The 17,316-nt window shown below is 59.5% G+C and carries 14 protein-coding genes; 9 read left to right on the top strand and 5 right to left on the bottom strand.

What is annotated here, in order from left to right; all coding sequences use genetic code 11:
• Positions 1–2: 2 nt before the first annotated feature.
• From flgC to flgE, 3 genes are read left to right on the top strand one after another with little or no spacing between them, the layout of a single operon-like run.
• Complete coding sequence (flgC, locus tag FEZ21_RS19855) at positions 3–446, top strand: flagellar basal body rod protein FlgC (RefSeq protein ID WP_003441056.1); 444 nt, start codon at positions 3–5, stop codon at positions 444–446.
• 15 nt (positions 447–461) lie between these two features.
• A complete protein-coding gene (flgD, locus tag FEZ21_RS19850) occupies positions 462–1,187 on the top strand; it encodes a flagellar hook assembly protein FlgD (RefSeq protein WP_003441059.1) in 726 nt (241 codons plus the stop codon).
• A 20-nt stretch (positions 1,188–1,207) separates the two neighbouring features.
• Positions 1,208–2,536: a flagellar hook protein FlgE gene (flgE, locus tag FEZ21_RS19845; RefSeq protein WP_160628276.1), complete on the top strand. Its 1,329-nt coding sequence runs from the start codon at positions 1,208–1,210 to the stop codon at positions 2,534–2,536.
• A gap of 152 nt (positions 2,537–2,688) precedes the next feature.
• Here the strand turns inward: flgE and codA are convergent, their stop codons facing one another.
• The 5 genes from codA to bglX all read right to left on the bottom strand — a co-directional run bounded on the left by codA (position 2,689) and on the right by bglX (position 12,661).
• Positions 2,689–3,930: a cytosine deaminase gene (gene codA / locus FEZ21_RS19840; protein ID WP_010655876.1), complete on the bottom strand. Its 1,242-nt coding sequence runs from the start codon at positions 3,928–3,930 to the stop codon at positions 2,689–2,691.
• Positions 3,927–5,150 carry a PucR family transcriptional regulator gene (locus FEZ21_RS19835; protein ID WP_010655875.1) on the bottom strand — a complete coding sequence of 408 codons (1,224 nt, stop codon included), beginning with the start codon at positions 5,148–5,150 and terminating at the stop codon, positions 3,927–3,929. The genes codA and FEZ21_RS19835 overlap by 4 nt, the downstream gene beginning before the upstream one ends.
• On the bottom strand, positions 5,147–6,412 hold the full coding sequence (codB, locus tag FEZ21_RS19830; protein ID WP_003441082.1) for a cytosine permease: 1,266 nt from the start codon (positions 6,410–6,412) through the stop codon (positions 5,147–5,149). The genes FEZ21_RS19835 and codB overlap by 4 nt, the downstream gene beginning before the upstream one ends.
• A gap of 386 nt (positions 6,413–6,798) precedes the next feature.
• Positions 6,799–9,672 (bottom strand): ribonucleoside-diphosphate reductase subunit alpha, encoded by a 2,874-nt coding sequence (locus FEZ21_RS19825; protein WP_003441086.1) that lies wholly within the window; start codon positions 9,670–9,672, stop codon positions 6,799–6,801.
• A 697-nt stretch (positions 9,673–10,369) separates the two neighbouring features.
• Entirely contained in the window at positions 10,370–12,661 is a 2,292-nt protein-coding gene (gene bglX / locus FEZ21_RS19820; RefSeq protein WP_010655873.1) for a beta-glucosidase BglX, read from the bottom strand.
• Between the two features lie 265 nt (positions 12,662–12,926).
• Between bglX and FEZ21_RS19815 the strand changes: the two genes are divergently transcribed.
• The 6 genes from FEZ21_RS19815 (at position 12,927) to FEZ21_RS19790 (ending at position 17,311) form a co-directional block, all read left to right on the top strand.
• Positions 12,927–13,535: a LemA family protein gene (locus FEZ21_RS19815; RefSeq protein ID WP_003441093.1), complete on the top strand. Its 609-nt coding sequence runs from the start codon at positions 12,927–12,929 to the stop codon at positions 13,533–13,535.
• Positions 13,536–13,583: 48 nt separating this feature from the next.
• A complete protein-coding gene (locus tag FEZ21_RS22790) occupies positions 13,584–14,324 on the top strand; it encodes a YgcG family protein (RefSeq protein WP_003441095.1) in 741 nt (246 codons plus the stop codon).
• 28 nt (positions 14,325–14,352) lie between these two features.
• Positions 14,353–14,967: a TPM domain-containing protein gene (locus tag FEZ21_RS19805; RefSeq protein ID WP_003441098.1), complete on the top strand. Its 615-nt coding sequence runs from the start codon at positions 14,353–14,355 to the stop codon at positions 14,965–14,967.
• Between the two features lie 107 nt (positions 14,968–15,074).
• The gene (locus FEZ21_RS19800) at positions 15,075–16,292 is read left to right on the top strand and encodes an SAM-dependent methyltransferase (RefSeq protein ID WP_160628275.1); all 1,218 of its coding nucleotides are present in this window, start codon (positions 15,075–15,077) and stop codon (positions 16,290–16,292) included.
• A gap of 116 nt (positions 16,293–16,408) precedes the next feature.
• Positions 16,409–16,990 (top strand): DJ-1/PfpI family protein, encoded by a 582-nt coding sequence (locus tag FEZ21_RS19795; RefSeq protein ID WP_160628273.1) that lies wholly within the window; start codon positions 16,409–16,411, stop codon positions 16,988–16,990.
• Between the two features lie 15 nt (positions 16,991–17,005).
• Positions 17,006–17,311: a ribbon-helix-helix domain-containing protein gene (locus FEZ21_RS19790; RefSeq protein WP_003441106.1), complete on the top strand. Its 306-nt coding sequence runs from the start codon at positions 17,006–17,008 to the stop codon at positions 17,309–17,311.
• The last annotated feature ends 5 nt before the right edge of the window (positions 17,312–17,316 follow it).

Here is a 17,316-nt window from a genome sequence, read left to right as displayed (position 1 = left end):
TCATGTCTCTAGCCAGTGTTTTCAATATCGCCGGTAGTGGCATGAGCGCGCAGACCACGCGCCTGAACACCGTCGCCAGTAACATCGCCAACGCCGATACCGTGTCGTCGAGCATCGACCAGACTTATCGCGCGCGGCACCCGGTGTTTGCCACCATGTTTCAGGGCGCGCAAAACGGCACCGACGGTTCACTGTTCCAGAACCAGGACGGTGCCGGCAAAGGCGTGCAGGTGCTGGGTGTGGTCGAGGACCAGAGCGAGCTCCAGGCCCGTTACGAGCCCAGCCATCCTTCTGCCGACGCCAAGGGCTACGTGTACTACCCCAACGTCAATGTGGTTGAAGAAATGGCTGACATGATTTCTGCCAGCCGTTCGTTCCAGACCAACGCGGAAATGATGAACACCGCCAAAACCATGATGCAGAAGGTCCTGACCCTCGGTCAGTGATAAGGGACGACGCAAATGAGTGTGACCGATTCCACCAGCGGCCCGACCCTTAATCAGGTACTCGCCAACTCGGCCCGGACCACGACCACCGACACCAGCCTGGGCGGGGCGTCCAAGGCCGTTGCCGGCAGTAGCTCCCTGGGCAAGGATGCATTCCTGCAATTGCTGGTCACCCAGCTGAAAAACCAGAACCCGCTGGACCCGCAGGACAACACGGCGTTCGTTGCCCAGCTGGCGCAGTTCAGCAGCCTGGAGGGCATCACCACCCTGAACGATTCGGTGAATTCCATCACGGGTGGCCTGCAGTCGTCGCAAGCCTTGCAGGCGTCGTCGCTGGTGGGCCGTTCGGTGATAGTGCAAACCGGCGAAGCCTATGTCGACCCCGCCAGCGGCAAGCCGTTTAACGGCACCGTGGTGGTCAAGGATGCCGATTCCAAACCCACCATCACTATTACCGATGCGGACGGTGAGGTGGTCAGGACCATCGACATGGGCACCCAGAAAGCCGGCAATGTCGACTTCACCTGGGACGGCAAGGATGACGACGGCCTGTTGCTGGACAAGGGTAACTACACCTTTACCGCATCCAGTAAAACCGACACGACCACTACCGCGCTCACCACCTACCTGCCAGCCACGGTCAACAGCGTGACCCTGAGCAAGACCGGCGGTGAAATCATGCTCAACCTCGCAGGCCTGGGCAGCATTGGCATATCCAAAGTCCAGACCATTGGCCTCTAAGCCGACCCAAGGAGAGACACATGTCATTCAATATCGGCCTTAGCGGCCTGTATGCGGCCAACAAGCAACTTGACGTTACCGGCAACAACATCGCCAACGTCGCCACCACCGGCTTCAAGGCGTCCCGTGCCGAGTTCGCCGATATCTACTCGGCCAGCAAGCTGGGGATCGGCAGCAAGACGGTCGGCAGCGGCGTCAACCTGGCGGCGGTCTCGCAAAACTTTGGCCAGGGGGCGATCAATAACACCGGCAACCTGCTGGACATGGGCATCTCCGGCAGCGGCTTCTTCGTGCTCAGTGACAATGGCTCCCTGAGCTACACCCGCGCCGGGACCTTCAAGTCCGACAAGGACGGTTACGTGACCAGCACAGACGGCACGTCGCGCTTGCAGGGCTATGGCGTGGATGCCAACGGCAATATCGTCAACGGCACCTTGACCGACCTGCGTATCGATACTTCCAACCTGGCGCCCAAGCCGACCGGTTCGGTGGAGTCCACGATCAACCTGAACTCCAATGCCGACACTATTGATCAGGTCGCGAACAAGTTCGACCCGGGCGAGACCGCCAGCTACAGCAAAAAATTCAACACCACCGTCTACGATACCCAGGGCAACCCGCACCCGATGGATCAGTACATGGTGAAGACCGGTTCCAACACCTGGAAGACCTACACCCTGATCGACGGCCGCAACCCTGATGGCAGCCCGGTCAGCGGCGCCGGCGCCAAAGATCCGGTGGCCTCGACCATGAGTTTCGATTCGACCGGTGCCCTGGTCAGCGTCACGACGCCGAACCCGGTTGCCGGAGGCCCGGACATCATCAGCAGCACTTTGACTGTCGCGGACTGGATGCCTGGCGCAACCGTCAATGGTGCATGGGTGTCCAACGGCGCCAAGGCCAAAGATGACGGCTTTGGCATCAACATGGCCAGTACCACCCAGTACAACACCGACACCTCGCGCAACCCGCCAACCCAGGACGGCTACGCTACCGGCCAGATCAACAACCTGACCATCGACGGTTCAGGCGTGATGTTCGCCAACTTCAGCAACAACCAGAGCCGTGCCATTGGCCAGATCTCGCTGGCCAGCTTCACCAACGAACAAGGCCTGCAGCCGGCGGGCGGTACTGCCTGGAAAGAGACTTTCGCTTCGGGCCTGGCCGGCTACGATGCGCCGAAGGTCGGCAGCCTGGGCGCGATCCAGTCCAACTCGCTGGAAGACTCCAACGTCAACCTGACCAGTGAACTGGTGGACCTGATCAAGGCGCAGAGCAACTACCAGGCCAACGCCAAGACCATCTCGACCCAAAGCACCATCATGCAGACCATTATCCAGATGACCTGATAGCGGGCAGCACGACAAAAAGCCCCGGCACGCCAATGCCGGGGCTTTTTGTTGTTGAAGCAGGGGGCTTGCTACTGATTGTGAGAGCCAGCCTGCTGGCGATTGCAGCGGTGCGGTGTTGCAGCTGTTTCGCGTCGTTTGTACCGCTGGCTTCAGGGTCTGTTGAATTCAACCCGCTCCGGTACGCGGGTCATCAGCACCTTGCCGGCACGGATCGAGACCCGGGCCTTGGCCTGACGGCGTACTGCTTCGTAATCACTGTCGGCGTCCAGTATCACCAGGTTCGCCGGCCGGCCGACGGCGATGCCATAACCCTCGCCAAGGTTGAGGGTGCGGGCACTGTTGTCGGTGACCAGGTCCAGGCAACGTGCCAGGTCTTCGAAGCCCATCATGTGGCAGATGTGCAAACCCGCATCCAGCACCCGCAGAATGTTGCCGTTACCCAGCGGATACCAGGGGTCCTTGATCGAGTCCTGGCCCAGGCACACGTTCATCCCGGCGCGGTCCAGTTCGGCCACGCGGGTCACGCCGCGGCGTTTTGGAAAACTGTCAAAGCGCCCTTGCAAGTGAATGCTTTCGGTCGGGCACGAAACGAAATTGATCCCCGAAGCCTTGAGCAGGCGAAACAGTTTCGAGCAATAGGCATTGTCGTAGGAACCCATGGCCGTGGTATGGCTGGCGGTTACCCGGCTGCCCATACCGCGGACCCGGGCCTCTTCGGCCAGCACTTCAAGAAAGCGCGAGTGCGGGTCGTCGGTTTCGTCGCAGTGCACGTCCACCAGGCAACCGCTGCGCTCAGCCAGGTCCATCAGAAACTTGATCGAGCTGACGCCTTGCTCGCGGGTGTTTTCAAAGTGCGGAATGCCGCCGACCACATCGGCGCCCATCTCCACTGCACGGATCATCAACTCACGGCCGCCGGCGTAGGACTCGATTCCTTCCTGGGGGAAGGCGACGATTTGCAGGTCGATCAGCCCCCGGGCTTCTTCACGGACCTCGATCATCGCCTTGAGGGCAGCCAGCGTCGGGTCGGTGACGTCGACATGGGTACGCACATGCTGAATGCCATGCTCGGCCAGCATGCGGATGGTGGTGTGGGCGCGCTGTTTGGTGTCTTCATGGGTGATGGTTTCCTTGCGCTGCGCCCAGCGTTCGATGCCTTCGAACAGCGTGCCGCTCAGGTTCCACTCGGGCTGGCCCGCCGTGAGGGCGGCATCCAGGTGGATATGCGGTTCCACCAGGGGCGCGATCAGCAATTGGCCTTGAGCGTCGATATCGCCCGCCTGCGCCATCACACTGGCGCACTGCAGGGTTATGGCGCTAATGCGCTCGCCCTCGCAGCTGACCGTATACAGGCCTGGAGTTTTACGTAGCGTGGCATTGATGATGTTCATGCTTGGTCCTGTCGTTGGGCTTCGGTCATGCGCCACACGAGGAGGGCAACCGAAGCATTCATTCTGAAAAGTGGGTCATCGAGCGATTGTCCGCTGTGTTGCTCGATGCGTTGTATCCGTTGGTTGATGGTGTTTCGGTGAATGTTCAAACGCCGGGCCGCCTGCAGGGCATTGCCGTTTTCCTGGAGCAGGGCGTCCAGGGTTTCAAGCAGGCTGTGGGGTTGCTTGCGCCGGGGCTCGATCATGGAACCCAGGGTCTGCTGCACGAATGCCTCGATCACCGAGCGTTCGCCAATGGCCTGCAACAGGCGCAGCACCCCCAGCTCACTGAAATCACAGAAACCGCTGGCCGGGCGCAGATTTTCTGCAACATCCAGGGCCTGGCGCGCTTCGTTCAGCGCCTGATGGTAGTGCCCGCAATCCTCTGCCTTGCTCGCCACCCCCATGAACAGCGCCATGTCACCGATCATGGCATGCAAGTCGCGATACAGGCAGCCCAGTTCGGCGCGAATGGTTTCGCCCTCGTTCAGCAGCAGAATGAACAGATCCCCCTGGACGATGACCGGCAGCGCGCGGGGCAGGGCACGGGCCCAGATATCCAGATGATCCTGTACGGCCTGTCGCGTTTGTTGCAATAACCGTTCTGCGGCATCCGGGGCATGGTTGTCGAACAGCACGCTGACCGCCGACAGCCGCATTGCCACCAGGCGTCGCGGGCCGTCCAGAGGCAGTTTCAAGTGCGCCGCACGCTGGCGGGCAGTGGCCAGGCTCGGATAATCGCCGCTGAGCAACTGCGCCAGAATGTCGTGGCGTGAACGCTTGGTCTGGCCCATTTGTACCAGCGCCGTGCCGATCAGGTGCGTGACAATAACCATCTTCAGCAAGTACGGCTGTTCGATCAGCACCAGACCGTACTCCTCGCACAGTGCTATGACCGAGTCCGGAATACGCTGAATAAAGGCATCTCCGGTCAGGATCACCAGCCCGGCAATGCCGCTGGCGTCGCCTTCGTGCACCAGGCGCAGCAAGTTGGCCTCGTCCCGGGGATGGTTGATGCCGGTGACGAACACCAGTTCGCCGCCCATGACCCATTGCCTCAGGCCTTCGTTCTCGGCCACGTAGGGCCAGCGCACGTTGCGTTGCAGGTTGCAGGCACCGGCGCGCAGGGTCATTTCTTCCAGGCCGGCCAGCCCCAGAATTTCTGCAACCGTGAGGCTCAAATGTCCTCCTGCACGACGGGCAGCACGGCACGCCGGCGGCTGATTTCCAGCAGCAGGATGTAGCACGCGGCGGATGCGGCAATTCCAACCAGTGGCGCAATCCACGGTGAGCAGTAGGCCAGCAGTGCGCCGAAGGCGTATGCGGTCAGGCCCGGGACGTTGTAGCGCGGCAGTTTCACACTGGCCAGCGTCGGGTATTTGCCGTGATGGCGATACCAGAAGTCGGCCATGATCACGCCCCCGATGGGCGGGATGATTGAGCCCAGCAGCACCAGAAACGGGATCAGCATTTCATACATGCCGCCAATGGCCAGCACCACGCCGACGGCAGCGGCGATCAGGGTCATGGTGCGGCGCCGTTCGCTGCGCACCAGATGGCAGGCTGCCGCCGACACGTTGTAGATGGTCGGGCCCTGGATCGTCCAAAGGTTCAGGCACAGCATGACTACCGCGGCGAACGACAGGCCCTGGAGCATCATCACGCTGACGATGTCGGCCTGTTGATAGACCATGGCGCACCATGCGCCGGCCACTATCATCAGGCCATTGCCCAGCAGAAAACTGACCACGCTGGCGATGACGGCAATCCGCCCGGTGCGCGATAGCCGGGTCCAGTTGGTGGCTTGGGTCGCGCCGCTGGCGAACGTGCCGAAGACCATGGTGATGGCGGCCGAGAAGGTCATTGCTTCGTGGGGGATTACCGCTGCCAGGCCCTTGAAGCCGCCGACATGGCGGGTGGCGATGTACATGGACACGATCAACAGGACAAACATCAGCGGCACCGAGACCCGCGACAGCACGTCCAGCCCTCTGTAGCCGATAATCGCGGTGATGCTGAAACCCAGCCCGAAAAACACCATCAGCGGCCAGGTGAAGCCTTCAGCCAGGCCGAGCATTTTCACCAGTACGATGGCCACGGTGGCCGTGCCCCAGGCGAACCAGCCCAGCTCGGCAAAACCCAGCAGAAAGTCCGAGAGACGGCTGCCGGCCTCGCCAAAGCAAAAACGCCCCATCAATACCGTATTCAGGCCGCTGCGGGCGGCAATCAGCGCCAGTGCGGCGGCATACAGGGCCAGCAGGCTGTTACCGATGGCCGCAATCCACAGCATGTCGACGAAGTTGAACGCCATGCCCAGTTTGCCGCCGGCGAACATGGTGCCGGTAAAGAACGTGAAGCTGAACAACACCATGGAAATCGATAGCAGCCCCTTGCGTGCAGAACGCGGGGCTTCGCTTAAAGGAAATTCGCCGGGTGCACTCATGTTGTATTTCTCCGCCTCGAATGGGTAGGGCCGTGGTCAGTGGCACCCTGGGGCTAGAGCAATAAGCGGGCCTGTTTCGGGCCAGATGTCAAAACAGAAAAAAGCGGGCAGAGGGCATAGAGGTCGGTGTTCAGGTTGAACATATTTGAAGGGGATTGGCGGGCAGAGGTGTGCAGAGTGATTCATTTTGTAGCGCTGATGCACCGTTGTGGGTGCTTATGGCCAATCGCCGGCTCCGACAACGGGCTGGTGACCTCCTTGTGGGAGCCGGCTTGCCAGCGCTGGACGCGGGTGTGTTGCCCATAAAAAAACCCCCGTTAAACCCAACTGTTACCAGGGTTTAACGGGGGTTTCGGTCAGGCGGTCAAGCCGTCTGACGGCTCAGCTTATTGGCAAGCTTCGCAATCCGGCTCGTCAATGGCGCAAGCCTTTGGCACCGGTGCAGGACCGGCAGGCGCGGCAACCACGTCTTCGCTGTTGTTGCCGTTGGACACCGCGTTGAGCTTGCCGGTGTTGACGGTGGACTTCTCGGTGCTGGTCGCGGCCAGGGCACGGAGGTAGTAAGTGGTTTTCAGACCACGGTACCAGGCCATGCGGTAGGTCACGTCCAGCTTCTTGCCCGAAGCGCCGGCGATGTACAGGTTGAGCGACTGAGCCTGGTCGATCCACTTCTGACGACGGCTGGCGGCGTCAACGATCCACTTGGTGTCGACTTCGAACGCAGTGGCATACAGCTCTTTAAGCTCTTGCGGGATGCGTTCGATCTGCTGCACGGAACCGTCGTAGTACTTCAGGTCGTTGATCATGACCGAGTCCCACAGGTCGCGGGCCTTGAGGTCGCGAACCAGGTACGGGTTGATCACGGTGAATTCGCCCGAGAGGTTCGATTTCACGTACAGGTTCTGGTAAGTCGGTTCGATCGACTGCGATACGCCAGTGATGTTGGCGATGGTGGCGGTCGGTGCGATGGCCATGATGTTGGAGTTACGGATGCCTCTCTGAACACGGGCGCGAACCGGTGCCCAATCCAGGGATTCGTTCAGGTCAACGTCGATGTACTTCTGGCCGCGCTGTTCGATCAGGATCTGTTGCGAGTCCAGTGGCAGTACGCCTTTGGACCACAGCGAACCCTGGAACGTCTCGTAAGCGCCACGCTCGTCTGCCAGGTCGCAGGACGCCTGGATCGCGTAGTAGCTGACCGCTTCCATCGACTTGTCGGCAAATTCCACGGCCGCTTGCGAGGCGTATGGAATGTGCTGCAGGTACAGCGCGTCCTGGAAGCCCATGATCCCCAGGCCGACCGGACGGTGCTTGAAGTTCGAGTTGCGGGCCTGTGGCACCGAGTAGTAGTTGATGTCGATTACGTTATCGAGCATGCGTACGGCTACATCGATGGTGCGCTTGAGCTTGTCGGTATCGAGCTTGCCGTCCTTGATGTGGTTCGGCAGGTTGATCGAGCCCAGGTTGCAGACCGCGATTTCGTCCTTGTTGGTGTTCAGGGTGATCTCGGTGCACAGGTTCGAGCTGTGGACCACGCCCACGTGCTGCTGCGGGCTGCGCAGGTTGCACGGGTCTTTGAAGGTCAGCCACGGGTGGCCGGTTTCAAACAGCATGGACAGCATCTTGCGCCACAGGTCTTTGGCCTGAATGGTCTTGAACAGCTTGATCTTGCCCGGGTACTGGGACAGGGCTTCGTAGTACTCGTAACGCTCTTCGAAGGCCTTGCCGGTCAGGTCGTGCAGGTCCGGTACTTCGGATGGCGAGAACAGGGTCCACGGGCCGTCATCGAAGACGCGCTTCATGAACAGGTCAGGGATCCAGTTGGCGGTGTTCATGTCGTGGGTACGACGACGGTCATCACCGGTGTTCTTGCGCAGCTCGATGAACTCTTCGATGTCCATGTGCCAGGTTTCCAGGTAGGCACAGACAGCGCCTTTGCGCTTGCCACCCTGGTTAACGGCTACGGCGGTGTCGTTCACTACTTTGAGGAACGGGACCACGCCCTGGGATTTGCCGTTGGTGCCCTTGATCCATGAACCCAGTGCACGTACCGGAGTCCAGTCGTTGCCCAGGCCACCGGCGAATTTGGACAGCATGGCGTTGTCGTGGATCGCGTGGTAGATGCCCGACAGGTCGTCCGGAACTGTGGTCAGGTAGCAGCTGGACAGCTGTGGACGCTGGGTGCCGGCGTTGAACAGGGTCGGAGTCGAAGCCATGTAGTCGAAGGACGACAACAGGTTGTAGAACTCGATGGCACGGTCTTCTTTTTGCTTCTCTTCGATTGCCAGGCCCATGGCCACGCGCATGAAGAAGATCTGCGGCAGTTCGAAACGCACGCCATCCTTGTGGATGAAGTAACGGTCGTACAGGGTTTGCAGGCCCAGGTAGGTGAACTGCTGATCGCGCTCGTGGTTGATCGCCTTGCCCAGTTTTTCCAGGTCAAAGGTCGCCAGCACCGGGTTCAGCAAATCGAACTCGATACCTTTGGCGATGTAGGCCGGCAGGGCTTTGGCGTACAGATCGGCCATCTCGTGGTGAGTCGCGCTTTCTGCCACTTCTAGGAAGCTCAAGCCTTCGGCACGCAGGGTGTCCATCAGCAGGCGAGCGGTTACGAAGGAGTAGTTTGGCTCACGCTCTACCAGGGTGCGGGCGGTCATCACCAGGGCGGTGTTGACGTCGCTCAGGGCTACGCCGTCGTAGAGGTTTTTCAGGGTTTCGCGCTGGATCAGGTCGCCGTCAACTTCTGCCAGACCTTCGCAGGCCTCGGTGACGATGGTGTTCAGGCGGCCCATGTCCAGAGGTGCGAACGTGCCGTCAGCGCGGGTGATACGAATCGACGGGTGAGCCTGGACAGTGTCTTCGGCCGGGGCGCGGTTAGCACGCTCCTTGGAGCGGGCATCGCGGTAGATCACGTAGTCGCGAGCCACTTTTTGCTCGCCGGCGCGCATCAGGGCCAGTTCAACCTGGTCCTGGATTTCTTCGATGTGGATGGTGCCACCCGATGGCATGCGACGCTTGAAGGTCGCGGTGACTTGTTCAGTCAGGCGCGCAACAGTGTCGTGAATGCGGGACGAGGCGGCAGCTTTGCCACCCTCAACTGCGAGAAACGCTTTGGTGATGGCGACGGTGATCTTGTCATCGGTGTAAGGAACAACAGTCCCGTTACGTTTGATCACGCGCAATTGGCCTGGCGCGGTCGCAGACAGATCCAGATTTGAATCGGAACCCTGCGAGTTCTCGCGAGTTGTGTCGGTTTGCATGGGGGGGTGTCTCCACATTCTCTATGTTTGTTTGGGCACCTTTTGGGGGCCCACCGTTCCGTCCTGAAGCACTACAACCGACGATCAAGCCGGGTATAACAACTTCGGGACGTACAGAAAGGGGGGTTAAGCCGCTTCCGTGCCGAAGTCCTGGCGTTGCGCGTACCGGCGCAAATCCTGTTCCTGATGGGTGACAGTATTTTTACTGCAACACCCGGGCCGCTTTCCGGCTTTTACGCTGGAAACCGGCTGCCATCCGCATGCGCGGTTTGGACTTTAAAAGCGTGTTTACTCAAACCCGACAGGCGCGAGAAAAGGACTTGAAATTCTCGTCTGAGTTGTGTTGGGTTTTTGGCCTAAAACCCTATATGTGGGGTTGTTTGGCCGAATAGATACAAGATATGCGTTTTGCCGAGTCTCTGCAACGTAGGATCTTGGCTTGAATCACTGCGTGTTTTGTGTATGAAAGCGTAAAAAACCGTGTAGGCCCCATGGGCTCGGCTTCAGACCGTTTGTCACCAAATTTTGCCGGATTAAACGCCCCGGACTGAATTTTGAGGGCGCGAACCCTACCACAAAAAACAGCGCTGTCCGAACGCATTTTCAGGCGCGTGCAAAGATAGGAAAGGTCAAGGGGATATTGGTGTTTCAAGACACCGCAAAGGCCTTGGCTGACCTTTGCGGCAGATGCGGGAAATTACAACAATTGGAAGCTGTTTTGCTGCACGTTCTGCGAATCAAGGCCGATCATCACCTCGAACTCACCGGGCTCGGCGACGTATTTCAATTGCGGGTTGTAGAACTTCAGCGCGTTCTCGTCGATGTTGAACTGCACGACTTTCTGCTCTCCGGCCTTGAGCATGATTTTCTGGAAGTCCTTCAACTCCTTGAGCGGCCGGCTCATGGAGGCGGCGACATCATGCAGGTAGAGCTGGACCACGGTTTCGCCATCGCGCTTGCCGGTGTTTTTCACGGTCACGCTGGCGGTCAGTGATGCCCCGGGTTTCAGGGTTTTGGCGGACAGGCTGACGGCCGACAGGCTGAAATCGGTGTAGCTCAGGCCATAGCCAAACGGGTACAGCGGGGTGTTTGCCTCGTCGAAGTACTGCGAGGTGTAGTTGCCCGGCTTGCCCGGGGTAAAGGGCCGGCCAATGCTCAGGTGGCTGTAGTAGGTCGGAATCTGCCCTACAGAGCGCGGGAAGGTGATGGGCAGCTTGCCGGAGGGGTTGTAGTCGCCGAACAGGACATCGGCAATGGCATTGCCGCCTTCAGTACCGCTGAACCAGGTCTCCAGCACGGCATCGGCCTGCTGCTGTTGCAGGTCGATCGACAGCGGCCGGCCATTCATGAGCACCAGCACCAACGGCTTGCCAGTGGCCTTGAGGGCGGTGATCAGGGCGCGCTGGCTGGCTGGCATGTCCAGGCTGGTGCGGCTCGACGACTCGTGGGACATGCCCCGCGACTCGCCCACCACAGCCACCACCACATCGGCCTGCTGCGCCGCCTTGACCGCTTCGTCAATCATCACATGGGCCGGGCGCGGGTCGTTGGTCACTTCCGGGCTGTCGAAGTTCAGGAAGTTCAGATAGTCGACGATTTTCTGGTCGTCGGTGATGTTGGCGCCCCGGGCATAAATCAGCGTGCCCTGCTGGCCGAGTGCGTTGCGCATGCCGTCAAACACGGTGACCGATTGCGCCGGCTGGCCATTGGCCGCCCAGCTGCCCATGATGTCGATCGGTGCCTTGGCCAGCGGGCCCACCAGAGCGATGCGTGCCTGTTTTTTCAGTGGCAGGGTCTGGTCCTGGTTCTTCAGCAGGACCAGACTCTTGCGCGCCACTTCGCGGGCTTCGCGCCGGTGCAGGCGGCTATCGGCGTTGGCATCGGCCGGATCGTCCTGGGCCTTGCCGATCCGCAGGTACGGGTCGGCAAACAGACCCATGTCGTATTTGGCCCCGAGCACTTCGCGCACCGCATTATCCAGATCGCTTTGTGGCACTTCGCCCGACTTCAGCAAGCCCGGCAATTCTTCGCCATAGACCTTGTCGTTCATGCTCATGTCGATGCCGGCCTTGATTGCCAGCTTGGCGGCTTCGCGCCCGTCCTTGGCGACGCCGTGCCTGATCAGCTCGATGATCGCGCCATGGTCGCTGACGGCGACCCCTTTGAAGCCCCAGTCCTTGCGCAGCAGATCCTGCATCAACCACATGTTGGCGGTGGCCGGGATACCATTGATCGAGTTCAGCGCCACCATCACCCCGCCAGCGCCGGCATCAATTGCGGCGCGGTACGGAGGCAAGTAATCCTGGTACATGCGCACCGGGCTCATGTCGACGATGTTGTAGTCCCGGCCGCCTTCCACTGCGCCATACAGGGCGAAGTGCTTGACGCTGGCCATGATGTTGCCGGGCAGGGCGGGTGAAACTCCCTGATAGGCGTGGACCATGACTTTGGCAATGCGCGATACCAGGTAGGTGTCTTCGCCAAAACCTTCCGAGGTGCGCCCCCAGCGCGGGTCGCGGGCAATGTCGACCATCGGCGCGAAGGTCAGGTCAATACCGTCGGCGCTGGCTTCTTTGGCGGCAATCCGGCCGCTCAGGCCGATGGCGTCCATGTCCCAGCTGGAGGCAAGGGCCAGGCTGATAGGGAAAATGGTGCGATGACCGTGAATCACGTCGTAGGCAAAAAACATCGGGATTTTCAGGCGGCTGCGTTGAGCGGCATCCTGCATCGGACGGTTTTCGGCGCGGGTGATCGAGTTGAAAGTGCCGCCGATACGGCCTGCAGCGATTTCCTTGCGAATCATCTCGCGGGGCATTTCCGGGCCGATGCTGATCAGGCGCAGTTGGCCGATCTTTTCATCGACCGTCATTTGTTTGAGCAGATCAGCCACAAACACATCTTTGGGCGGGAGCGGTGTCGGCGGGTTCTGGGCTAAAACCGAGTGACTGGCCAGACTAAGGGCCAGGCCCAGCAAATACATATTTCTCATGACATTCTTCTACGCGGCCGCTCTCTTAAAGCGAGGGATGGCCCGCGCTTTTGAAGCGATATTGTTCTGTGGGGGATGTAAGGACTACTTAACTTAAAAATTACCCTATCGTTAAGGTAAGTATTCCCACATGGCAGGCAGTCTTTTAGCTGATTAGCTACCAGCAATCCAGTGTTGCCGGGAGATATTCAGTCACGGTGAGGGAGTTTTTCCACAGGGTATGCGGTCAATAAACTCAATCGGGTTATTTCGGAGCGTCACAAGCATGGAATTACAAAGCGTTAGGTCCTCGGGCTGGAAAGTCATCGCGCTGCTGGCGTTGAGCAGTCTGCTGGCGGGATGCGGGATCAATACCATTCCGACCCTGGACGAGCAGGTCAAGGCGGCCTGGTCGCAAGTGCAGAACCAATACCAGCGGCGTTCCGACTTGATCCCCAACCTGGTGGAAACGGTCAAAGGTGCGGCCAGGCAAGAGCAGGCGACCCTCACCGCGGTGATTGAGGCACGGGCCAAGGCAACGTCGATCCAGGTGGATGCCAGCACCCTGAACAATCCGGAAAAACTCAAACAGTTCCAGGATGCACAGAACCAGCTGACCGGAGCCTTGAGCCGTCTGATGGTGGTGTCCGAGCGCTATCCGGACCTCAAGTCCAATCAAAACTTCCTCTCCTTGCAGTCGCAACTTGAAGGCACGGAAAACCGCATCAGCGTGGCCCGTCGCGACTTCATCCAGGCAGTTGAACGTTACAACACCGAAATCCGCACCTTCCCCGGCCGTTTGTGGCATGCCGTGATGTACAGCGACTTGCCGATTCGCCCGACTTTCGAGGCCACCGCACCGGATGCCGACAAAGCCCCGGAAGTGAAGTTCTAACCACCGCCTGACCCTGCACTTACTGGGGGGCAAGCTGCCGAGGTGCTGATGCGCGTATCAAAACCGGGTTTGGGTCTGTTGCTTTGGCTATTTATAGCCACCGCACAGGCACTCACTTTTCCGACGCTGAGCGGGCGGGTGGTGGATGACGGGCAGATGCTCGACCCCGCCACACGCCAGCAACTGGCGCAAACACTGGAAGCCCACGAAAAAGCCACCGGCGAGCAAGTGGTGGTGGTTACGGTGGCGGATCTGCAAGGGACTCCCATTGAGGATTTCGGCTACCAGTTGGGCCGGGCCTGGGGTATCGGGCAAAAGGATAAAAACAACGGCGCCCTGCTGATCGTCTCGCGTGATGACCGCAAACTGCGGATCGAGGTCGGCTACGGTCTGGAAGGCCGCCTGACCGATGCGCAATCCTCGGTCATCATTAATCAGATCATTACCCCGGCCTTTAAAGCCGGTAACTTCAGCCAGGGCATCAGCGACGGTGTTGCCGCGATCCTGCAAGTGTTGGGTGGCGATCCCGTGCCTGAGCCGGCCTACGCCAGCGGGCAGGGCGATGGCAGTGACTTGATGACCGAGCACCCCGGTGTGGTGTTGCTGTTATTTCTGTTGTTCGTTGTGGTCGTGGCTGTCTGCCAGTTTTACGGCATTTGCAACTCGGGCGGCGGCGGTGGCACCCGCTCCGGCGGGTTCGGTGGCGGGGGCTTCGGTGGCGCAGGCGGTGGCGGCTTTCGGGGTGGCGGCGGCAGTTTTGGCGGCGGCGGAGCTTCCGGCGGCTGGTAATTCACTTATTTAACGGGCATCGACACTCATGGCTTTACTTACCCCACAGCAACAACAGCAGGTTGCCGACGCGGTAACCCGCGCCGAACAGCGTACCGACGCCGAAATTGTCACCGTGCTGGCGCCGCGCGCGGATGATTACAGCTATATCCCCTTGTTATGGGCCAGCCTCATCGCCCTGGTGGTACCCGCTCTGGTGCATTTTTTGATCGGCGGTCTGCAGATTTACGGCTTGCTGATGTTGCAGTGGGCCTGCTTCGTCTTCCTCAGCCTGATCTTTCGTCTGCCGGCCATCACCACCCGCTTGATCCCGCCGCGCATTCGGCATTGGCGCGCGAGCAATCTTGCCCGGCGCCAGTTTCTCGAACAAAAACTGCATCACACCCGGGACCGCACCGGCGTGCTGATTTTTGTCAGCGAAGCCGAGCGCTATGTCGAGATTCTGGTGGACGAAGGGATATCGCAACATCTGGACGACAGCGATTGGGGCAGCATCGTCAGTGATTTCACGCGCCGTGTGGCATTGGGTCATACGGCTGAAGGCTTTATTTCCTGCATCGATGCCTGTGCCGAACTGCTGGAGCGGCATGTGCCGAAAACCCATCCGCGCAATCAATTGCCCAATCGGCTGGTGATGTTGTAATCGCCGCTGGCTGAAATAACCCCGTGCCCCTGGCGGCGAACGCGCCTAAAATAGCCGCCATTGCTTTTCAGATTCCCCCTCCTGCATCCCCCGAGGCACCTTTTTCAATGTCAGTGACTGCTACCACCGCCCCGTCTGTGCCGGATCATCGTGCGCAATTTTTGCACTTGCTGGAAACCGGCCTGGCCCAGAACTCCTTTATCAAACTGGTACTGGCCAAGTATGTCGGGCCAGAGGCCGAGCTGCAGCGGATCATCATCAAGCAAGTCACGGTCAAGGATCAGCCTTGCCTGTCGTTTGTGTACCGTTACAAAACCCGCGATATCACCAAGAACTTCCCCCTTGAAGAGGGCGTGGCCAATATCGCCGGGCTGTTGCCTGAAGCGTTTAAAAACGCGCATTTGCTGACTCTGACCGACGAAGTGCAGCTGGAATACAGCAAAAAGGGCAAAAGCTCGCTGTTCAAAGGTAAAAGCCAGCAGGAGCGTGAACTGCCTTCGGCTGAGCATAATCGTGAGAAAAATCGCTTCCTGGACCTGACCCGGCCGTTTTTGGCGGATCTGGGGGTCACCAACAAGCAGCAAGAACTGATCCCGGCGATGTCGCGTAAGTGGAAGCAGATCAACAAATTCATCGAGGTGTTTTCCCACGCCTTGAGCAACTCGCCGCTTAAGCTCGATCAACCGGTCAAGGTGGTGGATTTCGGTTCGGGCAAGGGTTACCTGACCTTTGCCATTCACGATTACCTGCGTCACAGCCTCAAGGCTGAAGGTGTGGTCACCGGGGTTGAGCTGCGTGAAGACATGGTCACGCTGTGCAACAACGCCGCCCAGCGCCTGGAGCACCCGGGCCTGTACTTTCAGCATGGTGACGTACGCAGCTTTGCGCCGACCCCGATTGACGTGATGATCGCCCTGCATGCGTGTGACATTGCCACCGACTATGCGATTCATATGGGCATTCGTTCGGGGGCGGCGATCATCATGTGCTCGCCGTGCTGCCATAAGCAGATTCGCCTGCAGATCCAGAGCCCGGCGCTGCTCAAGCCGATGCTGCAATACGGGTTGCATCTTGGCCAGCAGGCCGAAATGGTCACCGACAGCTTGCGTGCACTGTTCCTTGAGGCCTGCGGTTATGAAACCAAAGTGTTTGAGTTCATTTCCCTGGAGCACACCAACAAAAACAAAATGATCCTCGCGGTAAAACGCGACGAACCCCTGGACCCGGCGCAGTTGCTGGTGAAAATCCAGGAGCTCAAGGCGTTTTACAACATTCAGGAGCACTGCCTGGAAACCTTGCTGCAGGCGGACGGTTTGTTGAAGTAGGCCTGTAACAAGCCTGCGGGCGGGCACGTAGTACCTGGCTATTACCCGCGTGGGCCCTCAGGGGGTACCTTGGCTACTCTTATCAGTCCAAGGCTTACCCCGGAGGAGAACTCACCATGGCGGCGAAAAAAATTCTGATGCTGGTTGGCGACTACGTTGAAGACTACGAAGTGATGGTGCCGTTTCAGGCGCTGTTGATGGTGGGTCATCAGGTTCACGCAGTGTGCCCCGGCAAAACCTCGGGGCAGACCGTTCGCACGGCGATTCATGACTTCGAGGGCGATCAGACCTACAGCGAGAAGCCGGGTCATCTATTCGCCCTGAATTTCGATTTCGACAAAGTCCGGGCCAGTGACTATGACGCGCTGGTGGTACCAGGTGGCCGAGCTCCGGAATACCTGCGGTTGAACGAAAAGGTTCTGGAACTGGTTCGTGAATTCGATAAGGCCGGTAAGCCAATTGCTGCTGTGTGCCATGGCGCGCAATTGCTGGCGGCTGCCGGAACGCTGCGAGGCCGCGAGTGCAGTGCTTACCCGGCCTGCGCCCCGGAAGTGCGATTGGCCGGCGGTACTTACATTGATATCGACGTGACCAAGGCCCATGTGCAAGGCAACCTGGCGACGGCGCCTGCGTGGCCGGCGCATCCTGCCTGGCTGGCGGCGTTTCTTGGGTTGTTGGGTACGACCATTACCTTGTAAGAAGAGGGTGCGACCATGTGTGAGCTATATGTCAAAGCCGATCCGATTCTTTACGAGTCGCGCTCGCGCTCCTTGCGTATTTGCGGCGTGGTCACCACCTTGCGCCTGGAAAACCAGTTCTGGGACATCCTCAGCGAGATTGCTGAAACCGATGGCATGACCACCAACCAACTGGTGGCCAAGCTCTACGAAGAGGTGATGGATTATCGGGGCGAAGTGGTCAACTTCGCCTCGTTCCTGCGGGTAAGTTGCAGCCGCTACCTGAGCCAGCGCCGGGTGCAGGCGCCGGAATTGAATTTGGTGGGGCGCAAGCAGGGTTGAGCCTC

The sequence above is a fragment of the Pseudomonas sp. 9.1(2019) genome (genome assembly GCF_009910445.1).
Lineage (GTDB): Bacteria > Pseudomonadota > Gammaproteobacteria > Pseudomonadales > Pseudomonadaceae > Aquipseudomonas > Aquipseudomonas paraversuta.
This window is presented reverse-complemented; position numbering and strand designations above follow the sequence as displayed.